Genomic DNA, 18463 nt, shown 5'->3' with positions numbered 1-18463 from the left:
ATATCTAATGTTAAATATTGTTTTGGATCAAGTTCGCACGGGGTATGTGGTAAACCACAATAGGTGCCGTCTTCAGTAATTTTTACAATGCTCTTATAACAAAACACATACTTTTTACTTTCTATTTCCTTCACTCATTGTGAGCTTGTGTTATTGAGTGATACTGGAGACAAATATGGATCTTGGAAAACGAAAATTTTTACAACAATTAGGGGTCCTTACTGCTGGTGCTTCAATCGTTCCTTTAGCTGAAGCCGGCATTAAATTATCACCTGAGCGTCGTGAGGGCTCGGAAGATAAACGTTATGGAATGCTGATTGATTTACGCCGTTGTGTAGGATGCCAGTCCTGTACAGTAAGCTGTAATATTGAAAATCAGACTCCTCAAGGACAATTTAGGACGACAGTAAACCAATATCAGGTTGCTATCAAGGGGCAAGAAGGGATCACCAATGTCTTACTGCCTAGATTGTGTAACCATTGTGATGAACCGCCTTGTGTACCTGTTTGCCCTGTTCAAGCCACTTTCCAACGTAAAGACGGCATTGTCGTTGTCGATAATGAACGTTGTGTCGGTTGTGCTTATTGTGTTCAAGCATGTCCTTATGACGCACGTTTTATTAATCACTCAACACAAACAGCAGATAAATGCACTTTCTGCGCACACCGCCTTGAAGTTGGATTACTGCCTGCGTGCGTTGAATCTTGTGTCGGTGGTGCTCGTATTATCGGCGATATGAAAGATCCTAATAGCACTATCAGCAAAATGCTACGTACACATGAAAAAGAGCTGAAAGTATTAAAACCAGAAAGTGGCACATTACCACAAGTTTTTTATCTCGGCCTCGATGATGCATTTGTACAACCGTTAGCAGGTCAAGGACAACCCGCATTATGGCAGCAGGAGGTTCACTCATGATCCCGCAAGTTTCTCAAATTCAAGAAGTCATCGCGATCCCTCAAGAATATTTTTGGTTACCTTGGGCTGTGCAATATTTCTTTTTTATTGGTATTGCATGTAGTGCAACGCTTTATGCGTGCTGGCAGTGTTGGAAAGGTCATGCAGGTAATCAACGTTTAGAAGCTGTTGCTGTGTTTATTGCTGTAACAGCTGGTATTACGGCACCTCTGGCTTTAACAGCAGATTTACATCAAACAGCACGTGTATGGCATTTCTATGCTTACCCAACACCATGGTCGTGGATGGCATGGGGCTCGCTGTTACTGCCATTATTTTCAGCATTTAGCATACTTTACTTTGTGGCAATGATTGTGCGCTTAGTTTGGAAGCGTGAATACAAATTAACTCGTTGGGTAGCATTGGCTTGCTCATTAACTGCGATTGGTTTGCTGTTATATACAGGTCGTGAAGCATCTATCTTAAAAGCAAGACCTGTGCTGTATACCTACTGGTTACCAATCCTGCTGTTTTTTAGTGCAATGCAAGTATTACCGACACTACTAGCATTAGGAACACGTCGCGAGCCAGAACATCAGCGTGAATTAGCAATGTGGTTTGTGAGTTCACTGATGTTATTAGCCGTATGTACGGGTTTTTGGGTTGCCGGCGATACGATTTCAGGTGTGGCAATTAGAGAACAATTAGCTGTGGGAAGTCTTGGCTGGTGGAGTGCCATTGGTGTTATCGCACTATGGGGTATCTCTGTCGTGATGGGACTTTTGATGGCAAAACAAGCACGTTCAGTTGCGTTTATTACCATCATGGCATTTGTATCAATGGGACTGGCGTGGGTATTACGCTGGTTGATGTTGATGGGCGCTCAATATATTCCCAAATATAACATTATTACAAACCCTTATGAGTTCACGCTAGGTAATGATGGACTGATGGCAATTGTCGGTACATTTGGATTGTGGATAGCGTTAACCATTTTATTTAGAGAAAGTATTCGTTGGGTTGTCAGGAGAGTGCAGCATGGCTAAGTTTACAAGACGTCAATGGCTTAAAGGTGGGTTAGTTATCGGTGGTATTGCCGCATTTGCTGCCAGTTATCGTGATGTTGCTAAACGTGCCATAGATGGTTTAGTTGATGGTACATCAGGCAAAGTGACACTTGATAGGATCAACGGGAACTCTTTATTACCCGAAGGTAAAGTTGTAAAAGACGCAAAATGGCAAGCGAATACAGATCAATCTGTTTGTATGACGCAATGTTTTGGATGCTGGACACAATGCGGTGTGCGTGCCCGTGTTGATAGAGCAAATAATAAAATTTTACGTATTGCTGGTAATCCTTATCACCCACTTTCTCATGATCATCATTTTGGCTATAACATGCCAATTAAAGAAGCATTTGAAAAAATGGGTGGGGAAAGTGGTTTAGAAAACCGCTCGACGGCTTGTGCTCGTGGCGCAACCATGATGGAAAGCCTTGATAGCCCAACACGTATTCTTGAGCCGATGAAACGTGTGGGTAAACGTGGTGAAGGTAAATGGAAACGTATCAGTTTTGAACAGTTGATCCAAGAAGTTGTTGAAGGTGGCGATCTCTTTGGTGAAGGGCATGTTGATGGTTTACGTGCTATTCGTGATTTAGATACTTTAATCGATCCAAAGCAACCAGCTTTAGGCCCTAAAGCGAACCAATTATTGATGACAAATGCGGGTGATGATGGCCGCGATACGTTTATTCGTCGCTTTGCTCAAAACTCATTTGGTAGTAAAAACTTTGGTGCCCACGGCTCTTATTGTGGATTAGCGTACCGTGCCGGCTCTGGCGCGTTAATGAACGATTTAAATAAAAACGCTCACGTTAAGCCTGATTGGGATTACGTTGAATTTGCTCTGTTTTTAGGAACATCACCGGCACAATCAGGTAATCCATTTAAGCGTCAAGGCCGTCAGTTAGCTAACGCTCGAATTCGTGATTCGTTCAATTATGTGGTTGTGGCACCAGCTTTACCCTTAACAACAACATTAGCTAACGATCATGGTCATTGGGTTCCTGTTCAACCCGGAACGGATGCGGCTTTAGTGATGGGAATGATCCGCTGGATCATTGAAAACAATCGCTACAATGCAGAATATCTGTCAGTGCCAAGCGAAGTTTCAATGAAAAATGTGGGTGAGAAGAGCTGGACAAATGCGACTCACCTTGTGATCAGTGATGAAAAACATCCGTTATCAGGACAAATGCTGACAACTGCACATTTTAATGATGTTGCAGAAGGGGAAGAGCAAAACTTAGTTTTATCTCTTGAGGGGGAATTAGTTCCATCAACCCAAGTTAATAAAGCACAACTGTTTGCTACGCATACTGTGACATTAAAAACAGGGGCTACCGTTACGGTTAAATCAAGTTTCCAATTACTTGATGAAGCGGCTAAACGTATGACACTGGCGGAATATAGTGAACGTTGTAAAGTCCCAGAAACAACAATTGTTGCATTAGGTCGCGAATTTACTGCTTATGGACGAAAAGCGGCAGTTATCTCTCATGGCGGTATGATGGGCGGTAATGGTTTCTATACAGCGTGGAGCGTGATCATGCTTAATGCGCTAATAGGTAACTTAAACCTTAAAGGTGGAGTATCTGTTGGTGGTGGTAAGTTTAATGGCGCGACTGATGGCCCATGTTACAAAATGGACAGCTTTAAAGGCAAAGTGAAACCAAAAGGTATGGTGTTATCACGCAGTAAAGTAGCTTATGAAAAATCTGATGAGTACCGTGAGCGAGTAGAAAAAGGTGAATCTCCATATCCAGCAAAAGCACCTTGGTATCCGTTTGCTGCTGGACAATTAACTGAACAGCTAGGCTCTGCATTAGCAGGTTATCCTTATTCATTAAAAGCATGGATAACGAATATGACCAACCCCATTTATGGGATCGCGGGTATTCGCCAAGTGATGGAAGCGCGTTTAAAAGATCCGAAGCATCTGCCTTTGATTATTGGTATTGATGCATTTATGAATGAAACAACAGCACTGGCAGATTATATTGTTCCTGATACACATAACTTTGAGAGCTGGGGATTTAGTGCGCCTTGGTCTGGTGTTCAAACTAAAGCAAGTACAGCGCGTTGGCCGATTATTGAACCTCGTGTTGCAAAAACTGCAGATGGCCAGCCAATTTCAATGGAAACATTCTGTATCGCTGTGGCAAAAGCCTTAGATTTGCCCGGTTTTGGTGATAAAGCAATTGAAGATATGGAGGGTAACTTCTATCCAATCAATAGTGCAGAAGACTACTATTTACGCGTTGCTGCTAATATGGCATTTATGGGTGAGAAACCTGTCGCACCAGCAACCAATGAAGATATTTTATTGAGTGGTGTAGACCGCATTTTACCAGCGATAACCTCAACGTTAAAAAATGAAGAAGTTCTTCAAGTTGCGTATATCTATACACGAGGCGGTCGTTTTGCACCTTATGAAAAAGCATGGAATGGTGATGAAACAGGGCCACAGTGGAAACAACCATTACAGATTTGGAATGAAGAAGTTGCGAAAAATCATCATGCAATAACCGGTGAACGTTATAGTGGTTGCCCGACTTATTATCCACCACGTTTATCGGATGGTAGTGATATTCATCAGCATTATCCTGAAGAGCAGTGGCCATTAAAATTAATGTCCTTTAAATCTCATGTGGTGAGCAGTTCAACAGGTATGATCCAACGTTTAAGAATGGTGAAGCCGAGTAACTTGGTCGCAATTAATCCTCAAGATGGTAAAAAATGGGGGGTTAATCATGGTGATAAAGTTCGTATTGTAACACCTGGTGGACAAGTAGAAGCTGAGATTAGCTTACTCGATGGTGTGATGCCGGGAGTTTTAGCAATTGAACATGGATATGGACATCACGAATTAGGTTCTCGTCAGCATTACTTAGATGAACAACCATTGCCAATGGATAAAGGCATTGGGAGTGGTATTAACCTTAATGATTTAGGATTTGCCGATCCAACACGTCAAATCACGAATACATGGTTAGATTGGGTATCTGGTGCATCTGTTCGTCAAGGTTTACCTGCTAAGATTGAACGTATAGCTTAATTTTTACTCTGGTATTGTAAATAATCACTTCACTCTTTATTAAAAGCAGAGTGAAGTGATTGCAAAATAAATCATTTTTACTTTATCTTTTATAAGATAAAACTATATTAGTTTAATTATTTTAATATCATATGTACCCTACATACATAATAGTATAATAATTTTAAGCTGGCTAACACGCATATTAGCCAGCTAAATTACAGTGAGTAATAATAGGAAACGGACTCCTTTTTTTCTTTTATTTGTTTTTTTATTGAATTTCAATAGGATTATTTCTCATATATGTATTTTAAAATATTATATATGAAAAACAATTCAATTCTGTTTTTTACATTAATCTTTTCTGTAATATGTCTTTTGTGTGAATATACTGTGCTACTACTAATAGATAGTTTTTTAGCAATTTGATAATTAGGTATTTCACTCATCCAATAATTAATTATTTTTTGTTCTTGTAAACTAAAAATAGAACAGAATGAATGTTTATAAGTTGGAAAGAAAACTTGGCATCGAGAAGTGAACAACGATGTCTTTTCAAGTACCCATGGAAGTATCTTTTTGGGAAGGATAAAACAGTTGTTTGTCAATGAGATAGGCCTTTCTTTATCTGGATAGTTTGCATCAAGATAAAGATAAAGCCGACAGTTTTTTGTTGAAAGGAAAAAAAGCTGCAAATGAGGGCAATGTGCTACTTCCCGACAATATCTTGTAAGATCAATAAATATAATATCTGGCATTGAGCGATTAATATAATTATTGGCTTCCTGTATAGATGATATATCAATTATTTCATGTCTTACATTTCTTTTCGCAAAATAGTGTTTTATGCCATTACGAGTAAAAAAACATTCATCAATAATTAATACTTTCACAAATAACTTCCTTGTTTGTAACTATTTTAATTTATTAAAATAAAGATAACCTTAATTTATGTCAATTCGGCTTATATGTTCTTTTCTTGAAGATATATCGAATAAAAAGGTTATGATTATTTTTCTATTAAATAGAAATCGATTTATTAATATAACTAATTATTTGTGTACGGTAAGAGCTGGCTTATATATAGATATAAACAATATGTGGTAGTGGATTGTTGAGAGATAAAAGAGAACAGGAGTACCAAGTACCCCTGCTTTGCGTTCGCTATCTTTTCTAGATCTTTTTATTAATGCTTGGTGTTGACTGAAACAGAATCTTCAGATGATTCAATTTTATCAATACCTGCTTGAAGAATATGAATCAACTGTTTAGCTATGTCTGTTGTGAGCCAAAGTGTCTTATCTACAACTGCATGTTCTGGATGATGTTCGTTTTCAGGAAGATAATGTAAACGCAACATCATGGCATCGTAGATGTCAACGGTACTGATGTCCCAGCCTACAACAGGATGTGTCTGAATAACTTCATTTTTTCTACTCATAGTACCTCCTAATCATACAACCGGTTTTGACTAAGAGAGAAGCGCCCACATAGAGTGGTTACTTTTCAGTATACGAGATTTATCGCGATTAAAAAGATAAATTTTTGTTATAACAAAAAAACGTGTGCTGGCTCAGATAAAAGAGTAATGCACCATTAACAATCGAACAAATGTTATATGGTGCATTTTAGACAAATATCAAGGGCGAGGATTAATCGACAGTGATATCCCAATGAATATTTTCATTTGCTAAGAAAGGAATAAGTGCTTCATCACCACAAAGGATTTGTGCTGGAGCCTCAACAGTTTTTTCAGTTAATGTGATTGTTCCTTCATTAACAGGTAAACCATAGAAACGAGGGCCATTTAGAGAACAGAAAGCTTCAAAATGTTGTAATGCATTGAGTTCTTTAAATACGGTTGCGTAGGCTGCCAGCGCAGTTGGTGCATTAAATACCCCTGCACAACCACAAGATGATTCTTTACGATGTTGTAAGTGAGGTGCAGAATCTGTGCCTAAGAAGAAGCGAGAATTTCCAGATGCAACAGCCTCTCTTAGTGCTTCTTGGTGAACGTTGCGTTTAAGAATAGGTAAGCAATATAGGTGAGGTTTAACACCACCTACCAACATATGATTGCGGTTAAACATCAGATGTTGCGGGGTAATAGTGGCACCGAGAAATTGATTGCCTTCTAAGACATACTGAGCTGCTTCTTTAGTTGTAATGTGTTCAAAAACAATTTTTAGCTCAGGAAATTGCTTGCGTACAGGAGACATAACGCTATCAATGAAACGTGCTTCTCTATCAAAAATGTCAATGCTTGAAGCGGTTACTTCGCCGTGGATCAGCAATGGCATACCGATTTTTTCCATCACACTTAAGATAGGATAAATCTTTGTGATATCAGATACACCATGACTTGAGTTAGTTGTTGCATTCGCAGGATAAAGTTTACAAGCAGTAAAAACACCTTGTAAGAAACCTTGTTCGACTTCTGAAGGCAGTGTGCTATCTGTTAAATAGCAAGTCATTAACGGTTCGAAGTTATCACCGGCAGGAATAGCCGCTTTGATGCGATCACGGTAAGAACGAGCAGCTTCAATCGTTGTAACTGGTGGAACAAGGTTTGGCATAACAATAGCTCTGCCAAAATAGCGACTGGTATAAGGAACAACAGTTTTCAGCATGTCATCATCACGAAAGTGAACATGCCAATCATCTGGACGGTGAATAGTGAGGGTGATAGGTTGTGCAGTGGTCATATACCGGCTCCGTGTGTCTTAGGAAAATCGAAAGATCAAGGATTGGATTGGACTAGGTAGTCAAGCCGGAAATGAATGCTAATACGAAAACGATTAAATAGCTACCATTTAATCGTATTTTTTATTATATTTTTTGGAATTGTGTAAGGTAAAACAGAGAATAAAATCAAAAGGTTACGAGGGTGACACAAAGAGAAATGGCTCCTCCAACTGGACTCGAACCAGTGACATACGGATTAACAGTCCGCCGTTCTACCGACTGAACTATGGAGGAACATCATTAAGTGGCGTGTATCATATAGTGGGTGGTTTGATATGTCAAAGGACAATCGATGATATTTGTTTAAGTGCATAGATAAACAACATATTGCTTGTTTCTAAAACAGATAATCGAATTATGAGATAATAAACGTTTTTAACGGGCTGTTTTTTCACGTCAAATACTGAAAATAAAGAGATGAAAAAAGAAGAAAGGTAGTGATAAAAGGTGAAAAGCAAAAAGCCCGCACTGTGATAGCGCGGGCTTTTCTAAATTTGGCTCCTCCAACTGGACTTGAACCAGTGACATACGGATTAACAGTCCGCCGTTCTACCGACTGAACTATGGAGGAAGCGAGTTCTCGTGAGAACGAGATGGATAATAGCGAGGGTAATGAACATTGTAAAGTAAAAAAAGTGAAATAACAGTTTAAGTGGTTAAAAAATAACTAATTTATGATTTTTAAATCAAATAAGGTGGTTTTGAGTTTAAAAGATAGTCAGTAGAACAATGTTGATTGAAATAAGCTTATAAAAACGCATTCTTTTATTAATGATTTTGCGTTAACGTGGAATTGAGGATGGATATGTAAAAATAAATAAGAAAATAGAGAAATAAAAATAGTTGATGAGCAGAAAGCAAAAAGCCCGCACTATGATAGCGCGGGCTTTTCTAAATTTGGCTCCTCCAACTGGACTTGAACCAGTGACATACGGATTAACAGTCCGCCGTTCTACCGACTGAACTATGGAGGAAGCGAGTTCTCGTGAGAACGAGGCGAATAATAGCTATCCTAGTTCGCCTTGTAAAGTAAAAAATGAAAAAAAATCATCGTTTGCTTAAGAGTGCATCAGATTGTTTCTTTTTTGATAAAAATGTATAAAAAATAGATGGTTATAAGTTGGAATAATATCTGAAATGATATTTATACCGGATGAAACGTGCCTTGCATTGGAAAGAATGGAAAGAAAAAATTGGATATGATGTCGTAGCAATATCAAAAATAGTTACGACTGAATGAGGTGAGAAGGATTATGCTAATCGAAAGGCGTGATGTTGCTGAAATGGCATTTATTGTGGATTATGAAAATCCACCGCCGTTTAGTCGTGAAAATTAGCGATTATTTAGATTATCGTTTTTAAAATATCTTCAACGAGTAAAAGTATCGAGATCAAAAAGGTTATCTTTGGATCCTTAGACAAGAATAATGGATAAATGAATTAAGACAGTAATAGACAATTACGTTACAGTCATTTTGTTAACTATGTGTATGCAAAGGAGTTTAGATGTGACTCATGTTTTTATTGTTAATGCTGCAAAAGAGTTTGATGGCTCTGAAGGGAAGCTCAATGATCATTTAACGCAAGTTGCCACAGAATTGTTGTCATCTCATCAGATAACTGTGCAATCAACGCATATTGATGACGGTTATGATAATGACGAAGAAGTTGATAAATATTTATGGGCAGATGTCATTATTTATCAGATGCCAGCATGGTGGATGGAAGGGCCTTGGATCTTAAAAAAATACATTGATGATGTATTTAGTGCCGGATACGGAAAAATGTATATTGATGATGGCCGTACGCGAAAAGATCCTTCGAAAAAATATGGTTCTGGTGGATTATTACAAGGTAAAAAGTACCTCCTTTCTGTAACTTGGAATGCGCCTTTTGGAGCTTTTGAAGAACAAGAGCAGTTTTTTGAAGGAAAAGGTATTGATGCGGTCTATTTTCCATTCCATAAAGCGAACCAATTTTTGGGGATGGAAGGATTAAAAACTTTTGGAATGTTTGATGTAGTGAAACAACCGCAAATTGAACAAGATGTTGAAGCATATAAAAAACACCTAATACATGAAATTGTTGGATTAGTCGGTTAGGTATTTATCTTGCTAGATATAAACTAGTATTTATTAATCAATCAAGGTAATGATACAGGTTGCATTTAGGTAGCTGATTTAGATGAGTTGCGCTCAGAAAGCAAAAAGCCCGCACTTTAATAGTGCGGGCTTTTCTAAATTTGGCTCCTCCAACTGGACTCGAACCAGTGACATACGGATTAACAGTCCGCCGTTCTACCGACTGAACTATGGAGGAAGCGAGTTCTCGTGAGAACGAGGCGCATAATAACGATGATGTATCAGGGTGTCAACGTTAAAAGTGGATTAAATATCTGTTTGGTTGGTTTATCGACAAAGTGGCTAAATAATAGAAGTTATTCTCCGTGTTTTTGTCTGTAACACGGAGAATCAATTAGGCTTGAGGAGATAATTGTGATGCTGAAATTGATTGCTGAACGGGATCAAATGCCATCAAGTACACATCGTAAAAATGAATTTCTTGCTTTTTATTAATAATCTCACGAATGTCTTCTTTTATTTGTTGAGGAATAGCAGGGTGCTGGTGGATCTCACTTATCGCTTCATCAGAGAGTTTTTCAAAGGTGTACCATTCACCGTTATAACAAACCCTCAAATCGAGAACGCCAATATCTTCAAATTTATAGATAGGTTTTATATCAAATAACAAGATACCCGCCATAACTAAGAACATCACAGTAAAAAGAACCAGCGAGATAACACCAAAGTAAGGTGAATATATTAATAACGCAGCGAGTAATACATAAGAGAGAACCATGCTGATACATAGCCAAATATGGTTTTTTAAAAACTGACTATTAAAATGTGGTTTCCCGTCTCTTTTTTCTGCTTTATTGATCCGGTCTAAATCACGCTCTAAGATTTCTTTTAATACATTCATTGTAAACACCTTAAGAGATGAATGTTGCGAACTTGTTTCTTGTTGCTAGATTATCACGTGGGCAAGATAAGCGGGTAGAACAGTTTTTTTAAATTCTGGCATTAACTGTTATTGTTAGACTATTAAGAATATTCTTAGTCATTGTTAATAATAGAGATAAAATATCAAATAAATTTTATGCACAGTGATAAAAATCGAGGAAGAATTGTATTTTTAATGTGCAATTTGCATTTTTTTAATCTTTAGACGCATAAAACTATTGCTATTAAACTTGTCTCATGCGTTAATGAGTAAGGCCTCAATACAGACCTGATTTATGATTGACATTCTAAGTTAATGAGTTTTAAACAGCATCGCTTTTTGACCGTTTTCTTCATGTGTGCCCATAAGTTATAGGTAGTTCAGGCCAGTAGATGCCGAGAAGGCAACGTTTTATTGATATATAGGAAAGTCACATGTCTGACAAAATGAAAGGTCAAGTTAAGTGGTTCAACGAGTCTAAAGGCTTTGGTTTTATTACTCCAGCAGACGGAAGCAAAGACGTATTCGTTCACTTTTCTGCCATTCAAGGTAACGGTTTCAAAACTCTGGCTGAAGGTCAGAACGTAGAATTCACAATTGAAAACGGTGCAAAAGGTCCAGCAGCAGCTAACGTAACAGCTCTGTAATTAAAGCCTTTTAAAAATTTTCTTCAAGCCTGTCACCTTATGGTGGCAGGCTTTTTCTTTATGGGTAAAATAAAAAAAGAGAATGATAATATTTATCAGGAGAGAAAATGCAGGTTAATGATAAGGTTGTTGTAAAAACAGATGGTAGTGACGATCGTGAAGGAACTATCCTACTTATCGAAGAATTTAATGAAGGTATAATGTATTTGGTATCACTCCCTGAATATCCAAAAGGAATTTGGTTTTTTAATGAAAAAGAGGGCGGTGAAGGAACATTTGTGAGACCAATACAGCAAAAGTGACAGACGTTTAGGTTTGGTTCATTTACATTTTTAAATCAGCTACTTATACTTTTGCTAAATTATAGTTAGGAGAAAATATCTTGGATACACAAAGTTGTAGGTTAATGATAAACCCATTAATTGAGACAAATAAATAGGTAAGCTGTTTTCTTCACTAAAACTGCTTACCATTTTGGTGGGCAGTGCGTTGTAATATTCTTTTCTTATATTTTAATTATGCACTTACCCAAATAATTTCCCTTATGTAGCTAAAACAAGAAGGGTAATTTTATGTGCTATATTTTTTTCTCTTTATTTCCTCCTCCTAAAGCGATGAATTAATTTCAACACTCTGAACTATCAGAGCAAAATTTTCATATCGATTTTAATCATCATGTAGAGGAAATAAACATGACGATGACGCCTTATATTTTAAATCTCATGATTGCAATGTGCCTTGGTGCTTTGATTGGTGCTGAACGTCAATGGCGACAAAGAATGGCGGGTTTAAGAACAAATGCTTTAGTGGCAATGGGGGCTGCTGTTTTTATCTTAAGCTCAATAGAAACTTCGCCTGATAGCCCTGGTCGGATCGCCGCTCAAGTTGTTTCAGGTATTGGATTTCTTGGTGCTGGTGTGATCATGCGTGAGGGAATGAATATACGTGGACTTAATACTGCGGCAACGCTTTGGTGTTCCGCAGGAATTGGTGTGTTATGTGGATTAGGTTTATATCAATTGGCGACTATAGCAACACTTCTTATTCTTTGTGCGAATATTTTACTGCGAGAAGCCGCTCAGCGGATAAACGCTCAGCCACAATATCAAGCAATAGATATTGAGCAACGCTACTCAATACGAATTATTTGTCATGAAGAAGATGAAGTCTTAGTTAGAACACTGATTTTACAAGCAATAAATGGATTACATGTTCGATTACAGTCTTTAAGTAGTGCTGATACATTGATGCCTAATCAATTGGAAGTTTGTGCTGAATTACTTGCAACACCTGTTGAGCAAAAAGAGATAGAAGCGATTGTTTGCAGAGTAAGTTTAGAAAAGAGTGTTAGTGCAATTAATTGGAAGATAGCCGCGGAGCATCCTGTTTAACGGAGCTTTTTTAAGGCAATTTCTTTCTAATCAAGGCTCTCTATATTCTGTATAGGGAGCTTTTTTGTTATCTAGATACGAGTTAGAGATCAACTTACAAAGTTATTTCAAAAAGGAATATGAATATTGATAAAAGTTATAAAAAATATAACTTTGTAATTTGTAAGTAATAGAACTGTCATATTTCAAGTTGTTATATGGCTGATTATGTTTATTCGTACAGACATATTCTTTTGTGTGTTTATAGTAAAGCATTCACTTTTTCCTATCTAAGTCCAAATTATTTATAGCATTTACATAATATTTAATTCTAAAACTAACTTCTCTAATGAGGAGAATGAGGCTTTAGTCATAGGTTACGTATTATTACTGATATATAGAAATAAAGTATTTTGTTTGTGTAATTATTATTTGTGTAACTATTACTTTATGGAATAAAAAACAGAAAAATATATTCAAAAAAAGCTAATTAAAATACGTGGTTGGGCGGCATATGTTCATTTTCGTTTTAATAAAAACAAACATTTTTGTCTAAATTGATTAATGCACAATTATTTGTATTGTGGTTAACCCGTATATAATGAGTTATGAATGAAAAAAATTGAACCACATTTGGGGAGAGGTTGGTGTGATTTCTCATTTTTATTAATCGCTCCTTTTGGTTTGATTTGATTTATCTCTGTTTATTTTGTTTTTAATAAATAGAAAAAACTAAAATCAAGTAAGCGATTGCTACCTATGGTTGACTGATTAAATGGGGCTCTTAGGAGTATTGTAGAACAAAAAGTTGTTATTAAGGGGCTTAAAGTAGTATAGAATTTTGGGTGAAAAGTGATGTTTTCTATTGATTATATTAGATTTTTTTAATACCTAAGTTATACTCTCAAATTATTTCAATGTATTTGGCTAAAAATTTATCAATATTTACTACCGCATTTAATTTAAGTGTGATTTTTTTGAGTAATGTTTTTAATTTAATCAAATTAGATTCTCAAAATATGAAGAGGAATTTAGGAAAACGATGGATTTATACTGCTACAGTAAAGCTGATGAATTGCTGAGGTATGTTGTCTGCAATCACTAATCATTGGTGAATGAAAATCTTTTGAAAAATTGTGGATTTTTTTGTAAAGACCATGTGGAAAAATTGATACCAATAAGTAATCTTATAAGAAGAGTAGAAAAATCACACCACTCTTTCTGTTCAATAAAATAATCATTTCAAAATTATATTGTTTATAACTTTGTCAAGGATGTAAATCTTACTTATTACAGAAGGAGAATTATCTTAGTATGAAATAGATGTTCCGTTAGTATTTCCTGTGAAAATATATATAAAGGATAATTGTGGTACTGACCTTTTTTGATTTACCAAAAAAGATAAAACTAAGTATAAGAGGAACACTAATTTAAAACATTGCTGGTATAAAAGTGTGAACAAACATTTCATCTTTGCTTACTAAAAAACGATGTAACTCGTTTCAATAGAACTAAAAGCAATACACAAACTATTTGCATTCATATCATGAATGATCTCAATTATTACTGTAGAAAAATACGGTTACAATATTTTTTAAAACCTTCTTTCTCCAAAAATTTAGAACACTTTGGGGTTATAGAATACTAAGCATAGTTATTGATTTTTAAGACTAGTCTAATAAATGAGATATAAGCCTTGATTATTTAGGTATATCAATATTTTTATTAGGTTTTGATCGAGAAGAAAAGTCTTTTTAAAGTTGAAATTACTCATAAAAAGGGTAATAAAATGAGTCAAATTAGTGGTTAGAATAGAGGGACATTTAGAGATATATTTTAGCGCGTTAAGTAAAGGCATTCTGATATTTAAATCTTTATACTTTCCTAGGTTCGTCAACATCAACTTTTGTTAAGTAATGGGTTGTTACGAAGCCAGCACTTTTGGTTCCGTAATGTCTTGAGACTTGTGATAGCTAGGTTGAAAAAAAGAGACTAACCACATGATAAGAGGGAAGGTGAAACAATACTCATCATTTGTAAGCGTAAAATAAATTGTTGTTAGAAACTATTTCGGGGCTAAAAGTTAACATTTGATATTTTTCATTTGCACCGATGCTAATAGAGTAATCAATGAGATGTTATTTTGATCATATTTACCTTCCTTGCTTTACATTGAGAAACTACATCTATACAAGTGTTAACTTGGAGTTGTCATAATTTGCCATTACAGCCATTTATTATGTTGAGGCAATATGGTTAACAGGAAAAACAGAATTTATATTTTGCATTGTTATTTTATGAATTAATTACTTTATATTGGAGATCTTGAGATCTTTTTTTATGAAATTGAAATTTATATTTCAAAAAATGTCTTTTTTATAACAAAAGATAAGTGGTTATATAATACATGATATTATAAATCTGCTTTTTCTTTATTTTTTTACTGTCTTTTATATTTTTAATTATCTATGGATTATTGGACTAATATATATATATACAGTGAAAAATAGGAAAGTTTTAATTTTATTTTTTATATTAATAGACTGTGACTTTATTTTATAAAAAAACGCGTGTTTTTTTTGATTTGGTTTAAGTTAAATGTTGTATTATTTTCATATTCAATTTTTAATTGATAATTAAATTAGTAAGGGGGATTATTTAATTAAATAAAAAATATTCTTTTATTTTTATATTAATCTAGTGGTGATTTTAAATTTATATTGTTCATAAATTATACTGTGATTCATAAAAAAAACTTATTTATATGTGGATATTATTTCTCTGTGATTAATTTACAGGCAATAAAACTCTTATTAAGAGTTCTGTAATTTAAGTGTTAAATAGCACTTGAAAAGCATTAGTTAAATTAAATTATTACAGTTGAAACTTTAATAATGTAGAAATAAATATTCAATGATTTAAGGGTGAAGATGCATAACTAAGAATTTAATTTTATATGACTTATCGTCCTGTCTAATAAAATCGTTATCATATCATGTTGATTTAAAAGTAAAATTATCATTTTAAAATAATAAAAAAATTTAGGATAACTATAAATAATTAGAATTGATTGTTTTTCAAACAAATTGTAAACAAAAAGTGATCATTTATGAAGGTTTGCGTAAATGGTGAAAAAAATAATATCTATAGAAATATTTATTAAATTTAAGAAGCTTGTTTAGATAAAGATGAGGGGGAGATATATCAATATATGTTACTGTGATCAAAAAAATCTCTAATTGTGGATTTGTCAAATTTTTATGCTGTATTTTTAGGTTTATAAGTTTAATAGATCGTATAAAATAAAAAATTATCATTAATATTTTAATTTGGGTAGATTAGCTTATTAATTTACACCAAGTTTTATTACTTTTATCACTTGAATAGTTAATGAACTAATTCCATAATAATGATTATCTTTTTGTGATGTGACTCACATAGTATTTAAATTAGACTACTTTATCCGTTGAATAACTTAATCGTTAAGGAGTAAAGTTGTTGCGTTAGGATTATTCTTAACGAGCTATATTGGCGAGCATTTAAAGTTTACTTTTAATTTAAATGATTTTTTCGCTACTTTTGAAAATGACCGTAACTAAGTAATACAAGGTAGTGTTACTACGTGTCATGTTCATAAAATGGGGCCTGGAATTTAATATTACATTTATATTAATTTCCTCGGGATCTTTCATTAGAAAGATCCTCTTTGTTCAATATAATCGGACGGGATGTAAAGAGATGAGTACGGTTGAATTGCTTAAGCATATTTATGACATAAATTTATCGTATTTGCTTTTGGCGCAAAGGTTAATTAACCAAGAAAAGGCTTCCGCAATGTTTCGGCTTGGGATTAGTGATGCAATGGCGGATGCACTGGCAGAGCTTACATTGCCACAATTGGTTAAGTTGGCTGAAACAAACCAGCTAATCTGTAATTTCCGCTTTGAAGACAGCGAAACAATAGAACAACTCACTAAAGAATCTAGAGTGGATGATTTACAACAAATTCATACTGGCATTCTTCTTTCTTCTAACTTGTTTCGTCAGTTATCGGAACAAGACACTACTGCGACAAAGAAACGGGCATAACAATGAGTGAGAAAAGTATCGTCCGAGAAGCGAAAGATATTCGCTTAGCAATGGAATTAATCACCTTGGGTGCCCGCTTGCAAATGCTTGAAAGTGAAACTCAATTAAGTCGGGGGCGTTTAATTAAATTATACAAAGAATTAAGAGGGAGCCCCCCTCCAAAAGGAATGCTGCCATTTTCAACGGATTGGTTTATGACATGGGAACAAAATATCCATTCCTCAATGTTTTATAATGCTTATCGCTTTTTATTAAAAAATGGCGGTTGTGTTGGCGTTGAGGCTGTTGTTAAAGCTTATCGTTTATACTTAGAGCAATGTCCGCCTGTTAAAGATCAAGAACCTATTTTAGCACTAACAAGAGCATGGACATTAGTACGTTTTGTTGAAAGTGGTATGTTGCAACTTTCCGTTTGTACCAAATGTAATGGTTCATTTATTACACACGCACACCAGCCAGCTAGCAATTATGTTTGTAGTCTTTGCCAGCCACCTTCTCGCGCAATAAAAAAACGTAAACTTTCCGCCAATCCTGCCGATATTAACTTACAACTGTTGGATGGTCTTGAACAGTTTGCAATGTGATTCGAGATTGAAAGTTAAATATCAGGTTATAGAGCTTAGTTATCTATAACCTGAACCGTTTCCTCTCCCCCTCCTATCTTTTGCTGCTATGTTCGCCATTCTCTCAATAACGAAATTAGCTAAAGGGATATCGCGTGTTAGTACTCTTAGGATATATCGTGGTTATGAGCGCCGTCATCGGGGGATATCTTCTCGTCGGTGGTAGTTTAGGTGCCTTATACCAGCCAGCCGAATTTATAATCATCTTTGGTGCCGGTATCGGTGCTTTTATTGTAGGTAATAATGGTAGAGCAATTGTATCGACAATGAAGATCCTACCGAAATTACTTCGCAGTACAAATTACAATAAAGCGATGTACATGGATTTAATGGCACTTATGTTTCGTTTATTGTCAAAAGCTCGTCAAAACGGAATGTTGGCATTAGAGAGAGATATAGAAAACCCACAACAAAGTGACATTTTTTCCCAATATCCGCGCATTATGAAAGATGTTTATATGCTCAGTTTTATTACTGACTATATGCGTTTGATGGTAACAGGAAATATGAATCCTTATGAAATTGAATCTCTGATGGATGAAGAGATTGCAACTTTTGAGGAAGAAAGTGAAGTACCTGCAACAGGCTTATCAGCGATGGGTGATTCACTACCTGCGTTTGGTATCGTTGCCGCGGTTATGGGGGTTGTTAATGCGTTAGGTGCCGCGGATAGGCCTGCTGGTGAAATGGGCGTATTAATTGGACACGCAATGGTTGGTACTTTCTTAGGTATTTTACTAGCTTATGGCTTTATTTCACCATTAGCTTCTAGACTCAGACAGCGCTCTAGTCAGCAAATGAAAATGATGGAGTGCATTAAAACAACATTGTTATCTAGCATGAATGGATATGCGCCACAGATAGCTGTTGAATTTGGACGTAAAACCCTCTTTCTGGCAGACAGACCTTCTTTTATTGAATTGGAAGAACATGTACGTCAGGTACGGACACCAATGCAGGCAAATCCTGATGCAATGAAAGAAGAGTAAT

The 18463-nt window shown here is 35.6% G+C and carries 14 protein-coding genes and 4 tRNA genes; 10 read left to right on the top strand and 8 right to left on the bottom strand.

Annotated elements, in window-relative coordinates:
* Nucleotides 1–175 precede the first annotated feature (175 nt).
* From ttrB to ttrA, 3 genes are read left to right on the top strand one after another with little or no spacing between them, the layout of a single operon-like run.
* Nucleotides 176–919: a tetrathionate reductase subunit TtrB gene (gene ttrB, locus QSH13_RS06695; protein ID WP_196544756.1), complete on the top strand. Its 744-nt coding sequence runs from the start codon at nt 176–178 to the stop codon at nt 917–919.
* Entirely contained in the window at nt 916–1944 is a 1029-nt protein-coding gene (gene ttrC / locus QSH13_RS06690; protein WP_286038965.1) for a tetrathionate reductase subunit TtrC, read from the top strand. Before ttrB ends, ttrC begins: the two co-directional genes overlap by 4 nt.
* Nucleotides 1937–5017 carry a tetrathionate reductase subunit TtrA gene (gene ttrA, locus QSH13_RS06685; RefSeq protein WP_286038964.1) on the top strand — a complete coding sequence of 1027 codons (3081 nt, stop codon included), beginning with the start codon at nt 1937–1939 and terminating at the stop codon, nt 5015–5017. Before ttrC ends, ttrA begins: the two co-directional genes overlap by 8 nt.
* A gap of 269 nt (nt 5018–5286) precedes the next feature.
* On the opposite strand, the gene QSH13_RS06680 is transcribed toward ttrA, so the two are convergent.
* From QSH13_RS06680 to QSH13_RS06655, 6 genes are all read right to left on the bottom strand, one after another.
* The gene (locus tag QSH13_RS06680; protein ID WP_109396021.1) at nt 5287–5889 is read right to left on the bottom strand and encodes a response regulator transcription factor; all 603 of its coding nucleotides are present in this window, start codon (nt 5887–5889) and stop codon (nt 5287–5289) included.
* Nucleotides 5890–6182: 293 nt separating this feature from the next.
* Nucleotides 6183–6437 (bottom strand): biofilm formation regulator BssS, encoded by a 255-nt coding sequence (gene bssS, locus QSH13_RS06675; protein WP_286038963.1) that lies wholly within the window; start codon nt 6435–6437, stop codon nt 6183–6185.
* Nucleotides 6438–6648: 211 nt separating this feature from the next.
* The gene (pyrC, locus tag QSH13_RS06670) at nt 6649–7701 is read right to left on the bottom strand and encodes a dihydroorotase (protein ID WP_109406701.1); all 1053 of its coding nucleotides are present in this window, start codon (nt 7699–7701) and stop codon (nt 6649–6651) included.
* Between the two features lie 198 nt (nt 7702–7899).
* Nucleotides 7900–7975: transfer RNA gene (locus QSH13_RS06665), tRNA-Asn, on the bottom strand.
* A 261-nt stretch (nt 7976–8236) separates the two neighbouring features.
* Nucleotides 8237–8312: transfer RNA gene (locus QSH13_RS06660), tRNA-Asn, on the bottom strand.
* 327 nt (nt 8313–8639) lie between these two features.
* Nucleotides 8640–8715: transfer RNA gene (locus tag QSH13_RS06655), tRNA-Asn, on the bottom strand.
* A gap of 534 nt (nt 8716–9249) precedes the next feature.
* Here QSH13_RS06655 and QSH13_RS06650 point away from each other — a divergent pair.
* Entirely contained in the window at nt 9250–9843 is a 594-nt protein-coding gene (locus QSH13_RS06650) for an NAD(P)H-dependent oxidoreductase (protein WP_286038962.1), read from the top strand.
* Nucleotides 9844–9984: 141 nt separating this feature from the next.
* Here the strand turns inward: QSH13_RS06650 and QSH13_RS06645 are convergent.
* A tRNA-Asn gene (locus tag QSH13_RS06645) sits at nt 9985–10060 on the bottom strand.
* A 156-nt stretch (nt 10061–10216) separates the two neighbouring features.
* The gene (locus QSH13_RS06640) at nt 10217–10723 is read right to left on the bottom strand and encodes a YlaC family protein (RefSeq protein WP_286038961.1); all 507 of its coding nucleotides are present in this window, start codon (nt 10721–10723) and stop codon (nt 10217–10219) included.
* A 455-nt stretch (nt 10724–11178) separates the two neighbouring features.
* Here QSH13_RS06640 and cspE point away from each other — a divergent pair, with 455 nt between their 5' ends.
* The 6 genes from cspE to motA all read left to right on the top strand — a co-directional run bounded on the left by cspE (nt 11179) and on the right by motA (nt 18462).
* Entirely contained in the window at nt 11179–11391 is a 213-nt protein-coding gene (gene cspE / locus QSH13_RS06635; RefSeq protein WP_004243573.1) for a transcription antiterminator/RNA stability regulator CspE, read from the top strand.
* A gap of 107 nt (nt 11392–11498) precedes the next feature.
* On the top strand, nt 11499–11693 hold the full coding sequence (gene dsrB, locus QSH13_RS06630) for a protein DsrB (protein ID WP_109396490.1): 195 nt from the start codon (nt 11499–11501) through the stop codon (nt 11691–11693).
* 390 nt (nt 11694–12083) lie between these two features.
* Entirely contained in the window at nt 12084–12782 is a 699-nt protein-coding gene (locus QSH13_RS06625) for an MgtC family protein (RefSeq protein WP_286038960.1), read from the top strand.
* Nucleotides 12783–16499: 3717 nt separating this feature from the next.
* A complete protein-coding gene (gene flhD, locus QSH13_RS06620) occupies nt 16500–16850 on the top strand; it encodes a flagellar transcriptional regulator FlhD (protein ID WP_072063484.1) in 351 nt (116 codons plus the stop codon).
* A 2-nt stretch (nt 16851–16852) separates the two neighbouring features.
* Complete coding sequence (gene flhC / locus QSH13_RS06615; RefSeq protein ID WP_006533207.1) at nt 16853–17434, top strand: flagellar transcriptional regulator FlhC; 582 nt, start codon at nt 16853–16855, stop codon at nt 17432–17434.
* 134 nt (nt 17435–17568) lie between these two features.
* Nucleotides 17569–18462 carry a flagellar motor stator protein MotA gene (gene motA, locus QSH13_RS06610; protein WP_036935706.1) on the top strand — a complete coding sequence of 298 codons (894 nt, stop codon included), beginning with the start codon at nt 17569–17571 and terminating at the stop codon, nt 18460–18462.
* The last annotated feature ends 1 nt before the right edge of the window (nt 18463 follow it).

The sequence above is a fragment of the Proteus faecis genome (assembly GCF_030286765.1).
Taxonomy (GTDB): Bacteria; Pseudomonadota; Gammaproteobacteria; order Enterobacterales; family Enterobacteriaceae; genus Proteus; species Proteus faecis.
The sequence above is the reverse complement of the archived record's forward strand: the minus strand, read 5'-3'. Positions and strand labels throughout refer to the sequence as shown.